Genomic DNA, 15724 nt, shown 5'->3' with positions numbered 1-15724 from the left:
GAGCCGCCCCTCCGGCCGGGACGGGCCGCCCGGCCGGCACGGTCAGCATCCCGTCCTCAGTACGACTTGGGCAGCCCCAGGGACTGGTGCGAGACAAAGTTGAGGATCATCTCGCGGCTGACCGGCGCGATCCTCGCCACCCGGGCGGCGGTGATCATCGAGGCGAGGCCGTACTCCTGGGTGAGGCCGTTGCCGCCGAGGGTGTGGACGGCCTGGTCGACCGCGTGCACCGCGGCCTCGGCCGCCGCGTACTTGGCCATGTTGGCGGCCTCGCCCGCGCCCATGTCGTCGCCCGCGTCATAGAGATGCGCGGCCTTCTGCATCATCAGCCGGGCGAGCTCCAGCTCAATATGGGCCTGGGCGAGCGGGTGGGCGAGGGACTGGTGGGTGCCGATGGGCTCCTTCCACACCTGGCGGGTGCGGGCGTAGTCGACGGCCCGGCCGAGGGCGTAGCGGCCCATGCCGAGGGCGAAGGCGGCGGTCATGATCCGCTCCGGGTTGAGCCCGGCGAACAACTGGAGCAGCCCGGCGTCCTCGTCACCGACCAGCGCCTCGGCGGGCAGCCGCACCTCGTCCAGGGTCAGCTCGAACTGCTTCTCCGGCGCGGACAGTTCCATCGCGATGGGGCTGCGGCCGAAGCCGGGGGTGTCGCGCGGCACGATGAACAGGCAGGGCTTGAGGCGGCCGGTGCGAGCGTCCTCGGTGCGGCCGACGATCAGGGTGGCGTCGGCGATGTCGACGCCCGAGATGAAGACCTTGCGGCCGTTGAGGACCCAGTCCCCGCCGTCCTTGCGGGCGGTGGTGGTGATGCGGTGCGAGTTGGAGCCGGCGTCCGGTTCGGTGATGCCGAAGGCCATCTTGCGGGAGCCGTCGGCCAGGCCCGGCAGCCAGGTGCGCTTCTGCTCCTCGGTGCCGAACCGGGCGAGGACCGTACCGCAGATGGCGGGCGAGACGACCAGCATCAGCAGTGGGCAGCCGGCGGCGCCCAACTCCTCCAGGACGATGGAGAGTTCGACGATGCCGCCGCCTCCGCCGCCGTGCTCCTCGGGGAGGTTGACGCCGAGGTAGCCGAGTTTGGCGGCCTCCGCCCAGAGTTCGTCGGTGTGTGCGCCCTCGGCCACGACTCGGGCGAAGTATTCGCGGCCGTAGCGGTTGCCGAGGGCGGCTACCGCCGCACGCAGGGCTCGGTGTTCCTCGGATTCGATGGTCGGGGTGCCCATGGGGTCTCCTCGGGGGTCGTCGGTTCCGGTTGCGTTGCCGAGCGCGGCGCCGTTCCCGCCTTCGGCGGTGGAGAGGGTTTGTGGGGTGGGGCCCAGGTGTGTGGGTGGTGCGGTGTCGGGGCCTCCGGGGCGGGGTGTGGGACTGCTGCGCTTTACGTCCCACACCCCGCCCCTCCGGCCCCGACACCTCGCGTCTCGTGGCGGGCCCCACCCCGGTGGGGGGAGCTGTCAAAGCCCCGGGGGTGGTGCCGTCAGTCCGTGACGACGGCCAGGAGGGTGCCTACTTCTACCTGCTGGCCCGGGTGGACGGGGAGTGTGGTGAGGGTGCCTGCGGAGGGGGCGGTGATCTTGTGTTCCATCTTCATGGCCTCCAGCCACAGCAGCGGCTGGCCGGCCTCGACCGGGTCGCCCTCGGTGAGGCCCGCCGCGATCCGTACGACCGTGCCGGGCATCGGCGCCAGGAGGGAGCCGGGCTCCGTACGGGCGGTGGGGTCGGGGAAGCGGGGCAGTGCGGTGAAGGCGTGGGAGGTGGGTGTGGTGGTCCCGCCCGGGGCCGGTGGGGCGTCGACATGGACGCGGTCGCCGTAGCGGGTGATCGCGAACTGCCGCCGTAGTCCGTCGATTTCGAGCACGACCTCGTCCGGGCCGAGGGCGAGCAGGCGTACGCCGGGGAAGTCCTCGGCCCGTAGTCCGTCCCGGCCGAGCCGGTAGCGGATGGTGTGCTCGGTGGCCCCGCAGGCGTAGGTCTTGACCTGGGGTCCTGAGGGGACGTTGCGGAAGCCGCCGAAGCGGGAGCGGCCGTGTGCGTCGGCGAGGGCGGCGGCGAGCGCGAAGACGGGTGCCCCGTCGGTGCCGGCCTCGGTCAGCTCGGCGAGGTGGCGGTCGTAGAAGCCGGTGTCCAGCGCGCCGGGGTCGGTGAACTCCGGGTGGCGCAGGGAGCGGACGAGCAGGTCGCGGTTGGTGACGGGGCCGTGGAGGGCGGCTCGTTCCAGGGCGCCGGCCAGTTTCCGTACGGCCTCGTCGCGGCTCGGTGCCCAGGCGATGACCTTGGCGAGCATCGGGTCGTAGTGGACGCCGATGGTGTCGCCGTCGGTCACACCGGAGTCCAGCCGGACGCCGTCGGGCAGCGCGAGCCGGTGCAGGGTGCCGGTCTGCGGCTGCCAGCCGGCCGCCGGGTCCTCCGCGTAGAGCCGTGCCTCCACGGCGTGCCCGTGGGGCCGCGGTGGTTCGGGGTCCAGAGGGCGGCCTTCGGCGATGCTCAGCTGGAGGGCGACCAGGTCGAGGCGGTAAACGGCCTCGGTGACCGGGTGTTCGACCTGGAGGCGGGTGTTCATCTCCAGGAAGAACGCCCGCCCGGTGCGGTCTACCAGGAACTCCACGGTGCCGGCGCCCCGGTAGCCGATGGCGCGGGCGGCCCGGTCCGCGGCCCGGTGCAGGGTGGCCCGCAGTTCCTCGGACAGCCCGGGGGCCGGGGCCTCCTCGATGACCTTCTGGTGGCGGCGCTGGAGGGAGCAGTCGCGGGTACCGAGGGTCCAGACGGTCCCGTGGCCGTCGGCGAGGATCTGCACCTCGACATGGCGTCCGCCGACGACGTAGGGCTCGACGAACACCTCGCCGTCGCCGAAGGCGGATGTCGCCTCGACCGCGGCTGCCTTCAACTCCCCTTCGAGAGCGGATAGTTCAGAGACCACGCGCATACCGCGGCCGCCGCCGCCGGCCGCCGCCTTCACCAGCAGCGGCAGATCGGCCTCGGTGGCCTGTCCGGGGTCGACGGGGGCCAGCAGCGGCACCCCGGCCCGGTCCATCAGCTCCTTGGCCCGCGTCTTGGAGGCCATGGCCTCGATGGCGGCGGGTGGCGGCCCGATCCAGGCCAGGCCCGCTTCGGCCACCGCCGTGGCGAATCCGGCGTTCTCGGAGAGAAAGCCGTAGCCGGGGTGGACCGCGTCGGCGCCGGCGGCTCGTGCGGCCCGCACCAGCAGATCGCCGCGCAGGTAGGTGTCGGCGGGGGCGTCGCCCGGGAGCCGTACGGCGGTGTCGGCCTCCCGTACGTGCGGGGCTCCGGCGTCCGCGTCCGAGTGCACGGCGACGGTTGCGATGCCCAGTTCACGGCACGTGCGGAAGACCCGCCGGGCTATTTCGCCACGGTTGGCGACGAGTACGGAACGGATCACTTCTGCCTCACATCCGGAAGACGCCGAAGCCGCCCCGCGCGCCCTCGACGGGGGCGTTGTGGAGGGCGGACAGACACAGGCCGAGGACGGTTCGGGTGTCGCGCGGGTCGATGACGCCGTCGTCGTAGAGCCGCCCGGACAGGAACATCGGCAGCGACTCCGACTCGATCTGCTGCTCGACCATCGCGCGCAGCCCGGCGTCGGCCTCGTCGTCGTACGGCTGTCCCTTGGCCGCCGCCGACGCGCGGGCGACGATCGAGAGCACCCCGGCGAGCTGCTGCGGTCCCATGACGGCGGACTTGGCGCTCGGCCAGGCGAACAGGAAACGGGGGTCGAAGGCGCGGCCGCACATGCCGTAGTGGCCTGCACCGTAGGAGGCGCCCATGAGGACGGAGAGGTGCGGGACCTTCGAGTTCGACACCGCGTTGATCATCATCGCGCCGTGTTTGATGATGCCGCCCTGCTCGTACTCCTTGCCGACCATGTAGCCGGTGGTGTTGTGGAGGAACAGGAGGGGGATGTCGCGCTGGTTGGCCAGCTGGATGAACTGGGCGGCCTTCTGGGACTCGGCGCTGAACAGGACGCCCTGGGCGTTGGCGAGGACGCCGACCGGGTAGCCGTGCAGCTCGGCCCAGCCGGTCGTCAGGCTCGGCCCGTAGAGCGGTTTGAACTCGTCGAAGTCCGAGCCGTCCACGATCCGGGCGATGACCTCGCGGGGGTCGAACGGCGCCTTGAGGTCGCCCGGGACGATGCCCAGCAGCTCCTCCTCGTCGTACTTGGGCGGTGCGGCCGGGCCCGGATCGGGCTGTGCCTTGTGCCGGTTGAGGCGGGCGACCACGCGCCGGGCCTGGCGCAGCGCGTCCGGCTCGTCCACCGCGAAGTGGTCCGCGAGCCCGGAGGTGCGGGCGTGCATCTCGGCGCCGCCCAGCGACTCGTCGTCGCTCTCCTCGCCGGTCGCCATCTTCACCAGCGGCGGGCCGCCCAGGAACACCTTGGCGCGCTCCTTGACCATGATCACGTGGTCGGACATGCCGGGGACGTAGGCGCCGCCCGCGGTCGAGTTGCCGAAGACCACGGCGACGGTCGGGATACCGGCCGCGGACAGCCGGGTGAGGTCCCTGAACAGCGCCCCGCCCGGGATGAAGATCTCCTTCTGGCTGGGCAGGTCGGCGCCGCCGGACTCGACGAGGGAGATCACCGGGAGGCGGTTGGCGAAGGCGATCTCATTGGCCCGCAGCGACTTCTTCAGCGTCCAGGGGTTGCTGGCGCCGCCGCGTACCGTCGGATCGTTGGCGGTGATCACGCACTCCACGCCCGCGACCGTGCCGATGCCGGTGACCAGCGAGGCGCCGACCTGGTAGTCGCTGCCCCAGGCCGCGAGCGGCGACAGCTCCAGGAACGGGGTGTCGGGGTCGACGAGCAGCTCGATCCGCTCCCGGGCCAGCAGCTTGCCGCGCTTGCGGTGCCGGGCGACGTACTTCTCCCCGCCGCCCTCGGTCGCCTTGGTGTGTTCGGCCTCGATCTCCGCCAGCTTCGCGAGCATCGCCGTACGACGCTCCGCGTACTCGGCGCCCGACGGATCGAGCCCGGTTCCGAGCACGGTCACCACAACACCTCCGGTATGTCCATGTGCCGCGAACGCAGCCACTCCCCCACGGCCTTGGCCTGGGGATCGAACCGGGCCTGCGCGGCGACGCCCTCGCCGAGCAGCCCGTCGACGACGAAGTTGAGCGCCCGAAGATTCGGCAGTACGTGCCGGTCGACCGGCAGTTCGGCGGTCTCGGGCAGCAGCTGCCGGAACCGCTCGACGGTCAGCTCGTGCGCCAGCCAGCGCCAGGCCCGGTCGGTGCGGGCCCACACCCCGACGTTCGCCGAGCCGCCCTTGTCGCCGCTGCGGGCTCCGGCCACCTGGCCGAGGGGGCCGCGACGGGTGGCCCCGGCGGGCAGCGACTCGGGGAGCGGTGGGTCGGGCAGCCGCACCAACTCCTGCGTGCTGGGCGCATGTTGACTGCTGATCCGGGTGCCGTCCGGCAGTACGGCGACATGCGGCACCCCGGCCGCGTCCACCGCCACCGCCTCGAAGACCCCGTACGGGGTGCCCTTGCCGGGCGGCGCGGTGACATGGAAGCCGGGGTAGCTGGCCAGCGCCAGCTCGACCGCGGCGCCGCTGACCACCCGGCCCACCGCGTCCTGGTCGGGGTCCCGCACCACCAGCCGCAGCAGTGCGCTCGCCTCCTCCTGGACGTCCGCGTCCTCCCGATCGGTACGGGCCAGCGTCCAGCGCACCTCGGCCGGGCGGTGCTCCGCCGCGTCGAGGGCCGCCTCCATCTGCCGGCGGACCAGCGCGGCCTTGGCCGCCACATCCAGCCCGGTCAGGACGAAGGTGACCTCGTTGCGCCAGCCGCCGAGGCGGGTCAGCCCGGTCTTGAGGGTGGGCGGCGGCGCCTCGCCCCGCACTCCGTCGATCCGGACCCGGTCCGGCGCCTCCTCCGTCAGCCGTACGGTGTCCAGCCGCGCGGTGACGTCCGGCCCGGCGTAGCGGGCCCCGGCCGTCTCGTACAGCAGCTGGGCGGTGACCGTGCCGGTGGTGACCGCGCCGCCGGTGCCCGGGTGTTTGGTGATCACCGAGCTGCCGTCGGCGGCGATCTCGGCGAGCGGGAAGCCGGGCCGCAGCAGGTCATGGCCCTCGAAGAAGGAGTAGTTGCCGCCGGTGGCCTGGGTGCCGCATTCGAGGACATGCCCGGCGACCACCGCACCGGCCAGCTGGTCCAGATCCTCGGGCCGCCAGCCGAAGTGGGCCTGGGCCGCGCCGCTGACCAGCGCGGCATCGGTGACCCGCCCGGTCACCACCACATCGGCACCGGCCCGCAGACAGGCGGCGATACCCCCGCCGCCCAGGTAGGCGTTGGCGGTCAGCACCCCCTCGCCCCACCCGCCGCGCGCCAGCAGATCATCGCCCTCCACATGCGCCACACGCACGGGCACACCGACCTTGTCCGCCAACTCCCGTACGGCGTCGGCGAGTCCGGCCGGGTTCAGCCCGCCCGCGTTGGTGACGATCCGCACCCCGCGTTCGACGGCCAGCCCGAGCCCGTCCTCCAGCTGCCGCAGAAAGGTCCTGGCGTATCCGCGGGTGGGGTCCTTCAGCCGGTCCCGGCCGAGGATCAGCATGGTCAGCTCGGCGAGGTAGTCGCCGGTCAGCACGTCCAGCGGCCCGCCGGTGAGCATCTCGCGCAGCGCGTCGAAGCGGTCGCCGTAGAAGCCGGAGGCATTGCCGATGCGGAGGGTGGCGGGGTCGGCGCCGATGGGACGTACGGGGTGTGTGGGTCGTATGGGGCCGGTGTCCTCTGCGGAGTCTGCGGTGCGGCCGTCGCTCATGAGGTGGCGGCCTTCCCGGACGGCTCCCGGCCCTTCCCCGGGGGGCCCGCGAAGGCCTGCGCGATCTCCAGCCACCGTTCCGCGTCCGCCCCTTCGGCCCGTACGGACGGCAGATCGGCCCGGTGCGCCCGCTGGGTCACCAGCAGACAGAACTCCAGCGCCTCACCGGTCACCCGCTGTGCGGCATCCGGCGGCCCGTACTCCCACACCGTGCCGTCGGGCGCCCGCAGCTCGACCCGGAACTCCTCGTCCGGCGGGGTGAGTTGATGCGTCGCATAGGCGAAGTTGCGGGTCCGGACCCCGATCCGGGCGATATGCCGCAGCCGCGCGGTGGGAGGCCGTACGGCACCCAGCGCATCGGCGACGTCCTGCCCGTGCGCCCAGGTCTCCATCAGCCGCGCGGTGGCCATCGACGCCACGCTCATCGGCGGGCCGTACCAGGGCAGTTTCCCGCCCTCGGGCCGCTCCGCCAGCGCGCGCTGCAGCGCCTCCCGCCCCGCCCGCCAGTCCGCGAGCAACTCGGCGGGCGGTGTGCGCGCACCGGCTTCGGCGGCCTCGTCGACGAAGGTGAGCGGTGCGGCGAGCGCCTCCTGCGCGGCCCGCGCGAACCCGTCCGGGTCGGTGGCCGAGAGCAGCGCCTGCCGGTCGGTCCAGGCCAGGTGGGCGATCTGATGGGCAACCGTCCAACCCGCGGCGGGCGTCGGGGCCGCCCAGCGCTCGGCCGGCAGCCCGGCGACCAGTGCGTCCAGCTCCTCGCTCTCCGCCCTGAGATCCGCCAATACGGCGCCGGGATCGGACACGCGACACTCCCCTCATCCACCCAACTGCCGGGGCAGCGGGGCGCGTTGACAAACGGCGACGGCCGCGGCGGAGTGCTGCGGCCGTACGGGTGCGGTGTGGTGCGGGTGCGCTCCGAGCGTGGCAGCGCGACCAGAAACAATCAAGCACGCCTGCATGATTTTTTCCTCAGCGGTCCTACTGCGGATGGTGCAGGCGCTTGCTGCTTGAGGAGGATGCATCCGCCGCACCCGGCGACAGAGGCTTGATCAGTGCCGTCCGCGGGGGCTGACATGGCAACACGTCATGGGAGGCACCGCGGATGACGCCATGTCATCTACGGAAGGTCTGAAGATGCGCATCATCCCGAAGCGGCGCGCAGCCGGGGTCGGGGCGGCGGCCGTCGCCCTCCTCGTCGCCTGCGGCGGCGCGGCAACCGCCACCCCGTTATCGGCCGAGTCGACGGCCGCCCCGGTGGCTGCCCGGTACAAGACCATGGTGGTCGCCAGCGTCCACGGCGCCCCCATCTATGCCAAGCCCTCCTCCGACGCCCACCGCTTCCGGACGTACCGGCAGGGCACCCCCGTGCGGATCCAGTGCCAGACCACCAAGACACCCTCCGGGCGGCTCTGGTACCGGCTGTACAACTCCATGCCGACGTCATGGGTCCACTCCGGGCACTTCGCCTCCCCGGTGCACCCGCCCAAGGAGTGCTACCCCTAACGGGCGGCCGCGGGCGGCCCGTAGCTCAGCCGTGGGCCGCCGCGCTCCGTACCGCCCCCACACTCGCGATCACGACCAGGCCGATCGCCAGCACCTCGGCCCAGCCCAGTGCCTGGTGCAGTACGAGGAATCCGGCGGTGGCAGCGGCGGCCGGCTCCAGGCTCATCATCACCGCGAAGCCGGAGGCCGGGAGCTTGCGCAGGGCGAGCAGTTCCAGGGTGTAGGGCAGGACGGACGACATCAGGGCGACCGCGGCGCCCAGCCCCAGCGTGACCGGGTTCAGCAGGGCGGAGCCCGCGCTGACGATGCCGAGCGGCAGGCTGAGCAGCGCCGCGACGGTCATCGCCAGCGCCAGTCCGTCCGCCTGCGGGAAGCGCTGGCCCGTACGGGCGGAGAGCAGGATGTAGGCGGCCCACAGCCCGCCGGCCGCCAGCGCGAACCCGGCTCCGGCCAGATTGAGCCCGTCGAACCCCTCGCGCCCCAGCAGCACCACACCGCCCAGCGCCAGCGATGCCCACACCAGGCTCAGCAGCCTGCGGGAGGTCGCCACCGAAAGAATCAGCGGGCCGAGGAACTCCAGGGTGACCGCGGCGCCCAGCGGAATGCGGTCGATCGCCTCGTAGAAGAGCGAGTTCATACCGGCCAGTGCGACGCCGAAGGCCAGCACCGTGGCCCAGTCGCCCCGCGCATGGCCACGGACCTTGGGACGGCACACGAGCAGCAGCACCAGCGAGGCGACGACCAGCCGCAGCGTGACGACGCCCAGCGCACCGGCCCGCGGGAAGAGCAGCACCGCCACCGAAGCGCCGAACTGCAGCGAGACGATCCCGCCGATGACCAGCGCCACCGACCCGATCCGCCCGCGCGCACCCGTCGCACCGGCGGTCCCGGCCTGCGCCTCCGCCGTCAGCACCTCTGGCGAGGACGGTATGGGATGCGGCAGCCCGCCGTGATCGGCGGGCATGGTGTGGACGGGAGGGGCGGGGGTGGCGGGGGTCCCGCCATCGGGGCTCTCGGGCGAAGCATTCACGCCACCACGCTACGGCCCGCCCTTCCGGTCCGTGAAATGCCTTTTCCCCTGTTGTTATGCTCCGCACGCATGAGCATCGAGCTGCGTCATTTCCGCTGCTTTCTCGCCATCGCCGACACCCTCAGCATCACCCGCGCCGCCGAGCGGCTGCATCTGACCCAGCCCGCCGTCTCCCGCACCCTGCGCCAGCTGGAGCAGGCGCTGGGCGTCCGCCTCGTCGACCGCTCCACCCATCACCTCGCGCTCACCCCCGACGGCCTGTCCTTCCGCGACCGGGCCGCGGTCGCGGTGGCCGCCTTCGACCGGGCGCTCGGCTACGCCCACCACACCGGCTGGCCGCTGCGGCTGGGCCATGCCTGGGCGGGCGCCGGTACGGACACCACCGCGCTGCTCCGCCGCTGGCACGAGGAGCACCCGGCGACCCCGCTCGAACTCCTCCGCATCGACGACCGCACGGCCGGTCTCGCCCGCGGCGAGGTGGACGCGGCCCTGCTCCGCGGCGAGGTCCTCGCCCCGGGCCTGATCACCGAGCGGCTGACCACCGAACCCCGAGTGGCCGGACTGCCCGCCGACGACCCGCTCGCCCACCGCACCGCCCTCTCCCTCGCCGATCTGGCCGACCGCACCATCGCCGTCAACACCGTCTCCGGGATCACCTCCCTCGACCTGTGGCCGCCCTCGGCCCGCCCCGCTTCCACGATCACCATCGGCAACACCGACGACTGGCTGGCCGCCATCACCGGCGGCCGCGCCGTGGGCGTCACCACCTCCGCCACCGCCGATATGCACCCGCACCCGGCCATGGCCTACGTCCCCCTGACCGACGCCCCGCCCGTCCCCGTCGTCATCGCCTGGCGCGACGGCCCGGGGCACCCGCGGATCCCGGACCTGATCAGGCTGGCCCACGAGGTCATGGGGCATCACCAGGGCCGGCCGTGACGTACCGGTACCTCCCCGAACTGTGCACCGCCGCGATCGCCGCGGTGCTCCTCCTTCCGGCCGCGCGCAGCTACTTCACCCCGGGCGAGCGGACCGGCTGAGCGCAGGGGTCCCCGGCAACCGACGGTAGGCGCACGTCCGTCCCGTACCTGGGTGTGCGACACCCGGCCTCGCCCCCTCCCCTGGGTGTGCGACACCCGACCTCGGCCCCTCCTGGGTGTACGACACCCGGCCTCGCCCCTCCTGGGTGTACGGCACCCGGCCTCGGCCCGTCCTGGCTGAGTGGGCGCCGACGGCCCAGAGTTGCCGCATCCGGCGCATCCGGCCGACGCGAACGCTCTCGTCGCCGGCCGACGCCGTGGCCCATGACCCCTCTCAGAGGAGCAGACGCTGTGTCCGTCTCCCCCGGCAACGACGCCACCTTCGTACGACGCCTGCAGCGCCTGGAGGACAAGGAGTCCCTGCGTGCGCTGCTGATCCACGGCTGGCGGGCGCTGGACCGCAAGGCCTGGCGCACCTGGATCGAGTGCTGGGCCGAGGACGCGGTCCTGGAGTTCGGTCCGTGGCAGCAGGTGCACGGCCGGGAGGCGATCCTGGCCAAGGTCATCGAGGCCGAAGCGCCGTACACCAGCATGCAGCACCACCTCCTCAACACGGACTTCGAGGTGCAGGGCGACCGGGCGACCGGCATCGGCTACATGTGGTTCGTGGCCGTCGCCGACCCCGGGACGACCGCTTCGCCCTATGCCATGGGCGGCCCCTACGACTGGGAGTTCACCCGGGGCACCGACGGATGGCGCCTGACCCGCCAACGGCTCGGCGTCTGGTGGACCACGGGCACGGACACCCTCCACTCATTCACCACGGCCGACTAGCCACTGTCCGATGGTTCGTGTGCCCGCCTCAACGCGCCCGCTCCACCTCCCTGACTTCCGTCCCGGGCAGTGCGGATCGGCCCCGTAGTGGGCTACCGCAGCGGGCACGCGAGATCAGGTCGCACCCGGTGCGGACTACAGGCGATCAGGTTCAACGAGAGGAACCGTCCCCCGCTCACCCACCAGCCCCCGACCCGGTCCTCACCGGCGGACAGGGCCCGTACGGTCTCCTCGTACAACGGCCTCGGCGGGTAGGAGCCGACGAAGAGCTCGACGTAGTGGTCGAGTTGCGCGTCGTACCAGTCGGCCGCCTCCTTCGGCTCCTCGAACGTCGCCTCGATCCGGTCGGCCGGCTTCAGCAGCCAGTCCGCGCACTCCAGCGGCATCACCTGCGCGGACGCAAACTCCTTGTGGCCCGGTCGCCGATGAGCGTCCCCCGGCTTGACGAGAACATCGCCGCTGCCGAGCCAGACGTAGGCATGGTGGTGAGGTCCGGTCATCGCTCTCCCTGGTACGAACGCTCCGCGTGAACTGGTCCGAATGGGCGGCGGCCCACGCCCCGGTGGAGGGACGGGGCCGCCTGATCCACGTACTACTGGCGCCCGCAGCCTTGGCCGTCGCCGCAGCCTCCGTTGGGGTTACCGCTCTGGTTGTCGTCCTCATCGCCGCCGTACTTGACCGGATCGAGGCGGTATCGCATGGTCATCTCCTCGGGTGCTGAGTCGACGCACGGTCGGTCCGCGCGTCGTCGCGCACTTGCGAGGGCCCCTTTGCGGGCCCACCCCGCTCCGGCCGTGTCCTGCCAGGGAATGGCGGCCGGGGCGGGAGTTATCAGGACTGCCCGCTCCCGTTCACGGTCCCGCCGGGTGCGTCATCCGGTGCCGGACGATCAAGACGTTGAAGTCGGTCACCTTGCTGGGGTCCCGGTCCGCCTCGGCCTGCTTCCGGCCGCGCTCCAGCGCAGCGCAATCTGGACAATGGGACTCCAGCCGGGAATGAATCCGCACCGAGAGCTGCACCTCGGGTGACGCGTCCTCAACGTGGCACGGGGCACTGCCGAATTCGACGATCCCGTCAGAGGCTGGCGCATGGTGGAGGGGCTCGGCCGCTCCGACGGGACTAGTCCGGTCCGGTGTAGTCATGGCCAGGACGCTAGAGAGCCAGGGGCGGCTACGGAGGCCGATATTCTCCGATATTCTCGATGCCTCCTCGACTATTCTCTGGCATTCTCATGTCATGGGCCTCACCCCCTGGTTGAGCCGTGCAGTGAGACGCAATCCTGATCTCAACATGCCTACGAAGGGGGTAGATCATGGCGCGACGACTGCGCTTCAACGGCACGGGGAGCGACGAAGACGGCTGCCCGTCAGTACACGAGGACCTCGATAGCGGCGAGATCATCGTGCACGGCCCGCAGCTGACCGACCCTGACGACATCGCACAGCTTCAACGGCTGTCTCCTGGCGAAACCCCGATCGTGGTGCCGCGAGCACTGCTCGTCGACTTCGGGCCCAAGGAGGTCACACGCGTGCCGAAGATCATTGATCTGGACGCCTTCGGACGGCTCTTCACCTCGTTCGAACATACGGCCTGGCGCCTGGAGACGCGGGGGCGCTACGCAAGCGACGAAGGCACCACAACTTACGCCCAGTTCACGCGGGGCGAGCCAGTAGCGTGGGAGGGTGTCAGCCCGGACTGGTGCGCACGGCGGCGTGAACAGACCGCTCTCGGAAAGCGCTTCGAGCGGGTCCGCATCGTCGACAATCCGGCAACCACAGGACAGCTCTACCTCCTTGACAATGCGAAGCGGAACAGCGCGGTCGGAGAGGACATCCGCAACCTGTGGCGCTCGGATGCCAATCGCCTCCACCTGCCCGTCGAGGACTTTTGGATCTTCGATTCGCGACTTGTCGCACTGCTCAACTTCGACGACGCGGACAACTTGATTGACGTCGAGCTGATCAAGGAACCCGAACGTGTACTCAGGTACGCCCAGGTACGCGACGCGGCGTGGCACCACGCCGTTCCTTTCAAGCAGTTCGCGGCGCAATTGACTGCGGAGGAGTAGCGAGCGTGATTCGGTGACCGACTTCCAGCAGTCGCGAGTTGCCCTCGGGGCTCGACTGCGCGAACTCCGTACCTCGCGGCCTGGAGGTCGGCTCACCGGCACACAACTGGCCGAACGCCTAGGCTGGACTCAGTCCAAGGTCAGCAAGCTGGAGCGGGGCCGCCAGACGGCCACTATCGAAGACCTCCAGCAGTGGGCAGAGGGGACTGATCAGCCCGAAGCATTCAACGAACTCCGGTCACGTCTCCATGGAATAGAGTCACACCATCGCTCATGGCGGCGGCTGCTCAGCTCCGGACACAGGGCCGTTCAGGAGGATTTGAACGCCCAGCATGCGCAATCAACCATCTTCCATGCATGGCAAAATGCAATGATCGTTGGCGTTCTCCAGACACCTGATTATGCGCGCCACATTTTCAGCCGCTATGCAGAACTACAGCGCTCCCCAAAAGACACCGAAGACGCCGTACGCGCAAGGATGAAACGCCAGCAAGGACTGTACGATCACCGACGTAAATATCACCTCCTGATGTGGGAACCAGTCCTGTACACACTGATCTGCCCACCATCAGTCCTCGCTGGGCAACTGGACCGAATCGCCGGGGCTATCGGCTTGGATACCGTCGAATTGGGTATCGTGCCACTTACTGCCGCCGTGAAGGTACCGCCCGCAAGCGGATTCTCAATCCATGATGAGCGTCTTGCTGTTGTCGAGACATGGCATGCGGGACTCCGGATCGATGACCCTGACAGCGTCTCAACTTACCTCCGAACGTGGCAGACGCTTCAGAAATCCGCCGTTTACGGTCACGCCGCATACCAGATCATCGACCGTGCGAGACATGCCATCGGCGCCAAATGAGAGAAATCAATGAAATGTCGAATTGCTTCGGTCAGGGAAATTCGGGAGACAACTAATAGACTGAAGAGTCGGGATAAATAACGAAAGGTTGTCCGATGCGGCAGAACGCGCCTAACGGTGAGTCGACGTACACCGAGTGGCGCCACAAGGTAGGCGACGGGCTGAAGCCGCTCCAGAACAGTTTGGTCCAGTTATTCCAAGAGACCCGGCTGTTCCGGATCTACTCCTCCACCCTCATGCCCGGCCTGTTGCAGACCGAGGGTTACGCAGCCGCAGTGCTGCGCACGGTCGCCGACTTTCAGGAACTTTCCTTCGACGACAGCGCGGAGGCCGCGAGGGCGCGGGTGGAGCGCTCCCGCATCATCCATGACCCAGAGCGCCGATTCGTTCTGCTCGTCGAAGAAGCGGTGCTGTACCACCACATCGGAGATTCGGAGGTGATGGCTGCCCAGCTGGACTACCTGCTCACGACCGACGCCCTGCCGTCCGTGTCGCTCGGGATCATCCCGATGGCGACGCGCGAGCGGGTGCAATGGCCACGCGAGACGTTGCACATCTACGACGACAACCTCGTGTCGGTCGAGCTGGTGTCCGCAAAGGTGGAGATCACCCAGCCCTCCGAAATCGCCCTCTACCTGAAGGCGTTCGAGCAGCTGCGCAGCATGGCCGTGTACGGCGCGGAGGCGCGGGCGCTCATCCTGAAGGCGCTTGAGGCGTTGCGGTGAAGCTGCGAGCGACGGCATGAAGCTCATGGGCTGGCCCTCTTGCCGTCGTCAGCCTCGGTGTCTGGACGTCGTACTCGCCTGATCAAAGGGGGCCGCACCCCTGCGGTGTCTCCGGTCAGTCCCGGACGAGACAGAACGGGTGACCTGCCGGATCAGCGAAGATGCGCCAACTCCGCCTCCCGTCCCCCTCATCGAGCATGGTGGCACCCAGATTGAGCACGTCTTCCTGAGCTTGGTCCAGGTCCTTGACCCCCAGGTCGAGGTGGAACTGCTGGGGCCGAGCGGGATCCGGCCACCGCGGCGACTGATGATCTTCCACTCGTTGGAAGGCCATCACGAACCCACCATCGGTGTGGAGCGTCGCCCAGCCGTCGTCGAGCGACCACCGCGGATCCGGCCGGTTCACCACACCGCCGAGAAGCGACTGGTAGAACCGGGACAGCTCAACGATATCGGCACAGTCCAACACCACACACTGCAGCTTGGCGATCATGAAGGGCAGCGTAGAGCAGCACCGCGCACCGGCCTCGAACGAGCCTGATCACGATCTGCAGCTGGAGTACTAAGACACGCCCTCTTCCTCTCCGTCGCCGGCATCCGCCGCCCCCGCCGCGGGCGGCCCGTCAGCGTGAGCGGGTCCTTGGGTGCCGTCCGTGGCCCGCGTGGGCTTCTCGCCGCGCTTGCGCGCCAGTTCCTCGGCCCGGCGGTCGGAATCCAGCCGCATTTCCGCTTCTGCCTTGAGGTCAAAACTCCGCACCATCGCCCCCAGAATGTCGCGGCGCTCCCTGGCTCCGTCGCGGCGTTCGGGCGCGTTGTCCTTCCACGCCGCGCGCACAGGACCGCCGGTTGGCTTCTCACCTGCACTGTTAGTGTTCCCGGCGCACCCGCACCCACCCGGCCGCCGGTGCCACGGAAGCCGCCGTTGGATGCACACCAGGCCGTCGCCCGGGGCCGGT

At 70.3% G+C, this 15724-nt stretch carries 15 protein-coding genes; 6 read left to right on the top strand and 9 right to left on the bottom strand.

Annotated elements, in window-relative coordinates:
• Positions 1-56 precede the first annotated feature (56 nt).
• The 5 genes from NUT86_RS24915 to NUT86_RS24895 all read right to left on the bottom strand — a co-directional run bounded on the left by NUT86_RS24915 (position 57) and on the right by NUT86_RS24895 (position 7569).
• Positions 57-1220 (bottom strand): acyl-CoA dehydrogenase family protein, encoded by a 1164-nt coding sequence (locus NUT86_RS24915; protein WP_159486709.1) that lies wholly within the window; start codon positions 1218-1220, stop codon positions 57-59.
• A gap of 251 nt (positions 1221-1471) precedes the next feature.
• The gene (locus tag NUT86_RS24910) at positions 1472-3391 is read right to left on the bottom strand and encodes an acetyl/propionyl/methylcrotonyl-CoA carboxylase subunit alpha (protein WP_274737644.1); all 1920 of its coding nucleotides are present in this window, start codon (positions 3389-3391) and stop codon (positions 1472-1474) included.
• A gap of 7 nt (positions 3392-3398) precedes the next feature.
• Positions 3399-4997, bottom strand: a complete 1599-nt coding sequence (locus NUT86_RS24905; RefSeq protein ID WP_266450612.1) for an acyl-CoA carboxylase subunit beta — start codon at positions 4995-4997, stop codon at positions 3399-3401.
• Positions 4994-6769: an acyclic terpene utilization AtuA family protein gene (locus NUT86_RS24900; RefSeq protein ID WP_274737641.1), complete on the bottom strand. Its 1776-nt coding sequence runs from the start codon at positions 6767-6769 to the stop codon at positions 4994-4996. Before NUT86_RS24900 ends, NUT86_RS24905 begins: the two co-directional genes overlap by 4 nt.
• Positions 6766-7569: a TIGR03084 family metal-binding protein gene (locus NUT86_RS24895; RefSeq protein WP_266450608.1), complete on the bottom strand. Its 804-nt coding sequence runs from the start codon at positions 7567-7569 to the stop codon at positions 6766-6768. Before NUT86_RS24895 ends, NUT86_RS24900 begins: the two co-directional genes overlap by 4 nt.
• A gap of 307 nt (positions 7570-7876) precedes the next feature.
• On the opposite strand from NUT86_RS24895, the gene NUT86_RS24890 reads away from it, so the two are divergent.
• Entirely contained in the window at positions 7877-8269 is a 393-nt protein-coding gene (locus NUT86_RS24890; RefSeq protein WP_266450606.1) for a hypothetical protein, read from the top strand.
• Positions 8270-8294: 25 nt separating this feature from the next.
• Here NUT86_RS24890 and NUT86_RS24885 read toward each other — a convergent pair whose 3' ends face one another.
• Positions 8295-9233 (bottom strand): EamA family transporter, encoded by a 939-nt coding sequence (locus NUT86_RS24885; protein ID WP_274740613.1) that lies wholly within the window; start codon positions 9231-9233, stop codon positions 8295-8297.
• Between the two features lie 135 nt (positions 9234-9368).
• On the opposite strand from NUT86_RS24885, the gene NUT86_RS24880 reads away from it, so the two are divergent.
• On the top strand, positions 9369-10238 hold the full coding sequence (locus NUT86_RS24880; protein ID WP_093636867.1) for a LysR family transcriptional regulator: 870 nt from the start codon (positions 9369-9371) through the stop codon (positions 10236-10238).
• A 392-nt stretch (positions 10239-10630) separates the two neighbouring features.
• Positions 10631-11113, top strand: a complete 483-nt coding sequence (locus tag NUT86_RS24875; protein WP_018089649.1) for a nuclear transport factor 2 family protein — start codon at positions 10631-10633, stop codon at positions 11111-11113.
• A 92-nt stretch (positions 11114-11205) separates the two neighbouring features.
• On the opposite strand, the gene NUT86_RS24870 is transcribed toward NUT86_RS24875, so the two are convergent.
• Positions 11206-11613 carry a hypothetical protein gene (locus NUT86_RS24870; protein WP_018089650.1) on the bottom strand — a complete coding sequence of 136 codons (408 nt, stop codon included), beginning with the start codon at positions 11611-11613 and terminating at the stop codon, positions 11206-11208.
• A gap of 812 nt (positions 11614-12425) precedes the next feature.
• Here NUT86_RS24870 and NUT86_RS24865 point away from each other — a divergent pair.
• The 3 genes from NUT86_RS24865 to NUT86_RS24855 all read left to right on the top strand — a co-directional run bounded on the left by NUT86_RS24865 (position 12426) and on the right by NUT86_RS24855 (position 14768).
• Complete coding sequence (locus NUT86_RS24865) at positions 12426-13181, top strand: DUF6879 family protein (RefSeq protein ID WP_274737639.1); 756 nt, start codon at positions 12426-12428, stop codon at positions 13179-13181.
• A 13-nt stretch (positions 13182-13194) separates the two neighbouring features.
• A complete protein-coding gene (locus tag NUT86_RS24860) occupies positions 13195-14043 on the top strand; it encodes a helix-turn-helix domain-containing protein (RefSeq protein ID WP_274737638.1) in 849 nt (282 codons plus the stop codon).
• Positions 14044-14138: 95 nt separating this feature from the next.
• Positions 14139-14768 (top strand): DUF5753 domain-containing protein, encoded by a 630-nt coding sequence (locus tag NUT86_RS24855; protein WP_274737637.1) that lies wholly within the window; start codon positions 14139-14141, stop codon positions 14766-14768.
• Positions 14769-14883: 115 nt separating this feature from the next.
• On the opposite strand, the gene NUT86_RS24850 is transcribed toward NUT86_RS24855, so the two are convergent.
• Together NUT86_RS24850 and NUT86_RS24845 are read right to left on the bottom strand one after the other, a co-directional pair.
• Entirely contained in the window at positions 14884-15261 is a 378-nt protein-coding gene (locus NUT86_RS24850; RefSeq protein WP_274737635.1) for a VOC family protein, read from the bottom strand.
• Positions 15262-15330: 69 nt separating this feature from the next.
• Positions 15331-15603 (bottom strand): hypothetical protein, encoded by a 273-nt coding sequence (locus NUT86_RS24845; protein ID WP_159486729.1) that lies wholly within the window; start codon positions 15601-15603, stop codon positions 15331-15333.
• Between the last annotated feature and the right edge of the window lie 121 nt (positions 15604-15724).

The organism is Streptomyces sp. G7(2002), from assembly GCF_028870195.1.
Lineage (GTDB): Bacteria > Actinomycetota > Actinomycetes > Streptomycetales > Streptomycetaceae > Streptomyces > Streptomyces nigrescens.
The sequence above is the reverse complement of the archived record's forward strand: the minus strand, read 5'-3'. Positions and strand labels throughout refer to the sequence as shown.

What these genes read in the sequence shown, in the direction of transcription:
- NUT86_RS24885 (WP_274740613.1), bottom strand. Translation starts at nt 9,233, where the DNA reads ATGCCCGCCGATCACGGCGGGCTGCCGCATCCCATACCGTCCTCGCCA.
- NUT86_RS24855 (WP_274737637.1), top strand. Translation starts at nt 14,139, where the DNA reads ATGCGGCAGAACGCGCCTAACGGTGAGTCGACGTACACCGAGTGGCGC.
- NUT86_RS24915 (WP_159486709.1), bottom strand. Translation starts at nt 1,220, where the DNA reads ATGGGCACCCCGACCATCGAATCCGAGGAACACCGAGCCCTGCGTGCG.
- NUT86_RS24865 (WP_274737639.1), top strand. Translation starts at nt 12,426, where the DNA reads ATGGCGCGACGACTGCGCTTCAACGGCACGGGGAGCGACGAAGACGGC.
- NUT86_RS24870 (WP_018089650.1), bottom strand. Translation starts at nt 11,613, where the DNA reads ATGACCGGACCTCACCACCATGCCTACGTCTGGCTCGGCAGCGGCGAT.
- NUT86_RS24880 (WP_093636867.1), top strand. Translation starts at nt 9,369, where the DNA reads ATGAGCATCGAGCTGCGTCATTTCCGCTGCTTTCTCGCCATCGCCGAC.
- NUT86_RS24890 (WP_266450606.1), top strand. Translation starts at nt 7,877, where the DNA reads ATGTCATCTACGGAAGGTCTGAAGATGCGCATCATCCCGAAGCGGCGC.
- NUT86_RS24850 (WP_274737635.1), bottom strand. Translation starts at nt 15,261, where the DNA reads ATGATCGCCAAGCTGCAGTGTGTGGTGTTGGACTGTGCCGATATCGTT.
- NUT86_RS24900 (WP_274737641.1), bottom strand. Translation starts at nt 6,769, where the DNA reads ATGAGCGACGGCCGCACCGCAGACTCCGCAGAGGACACCGGCCCCATA.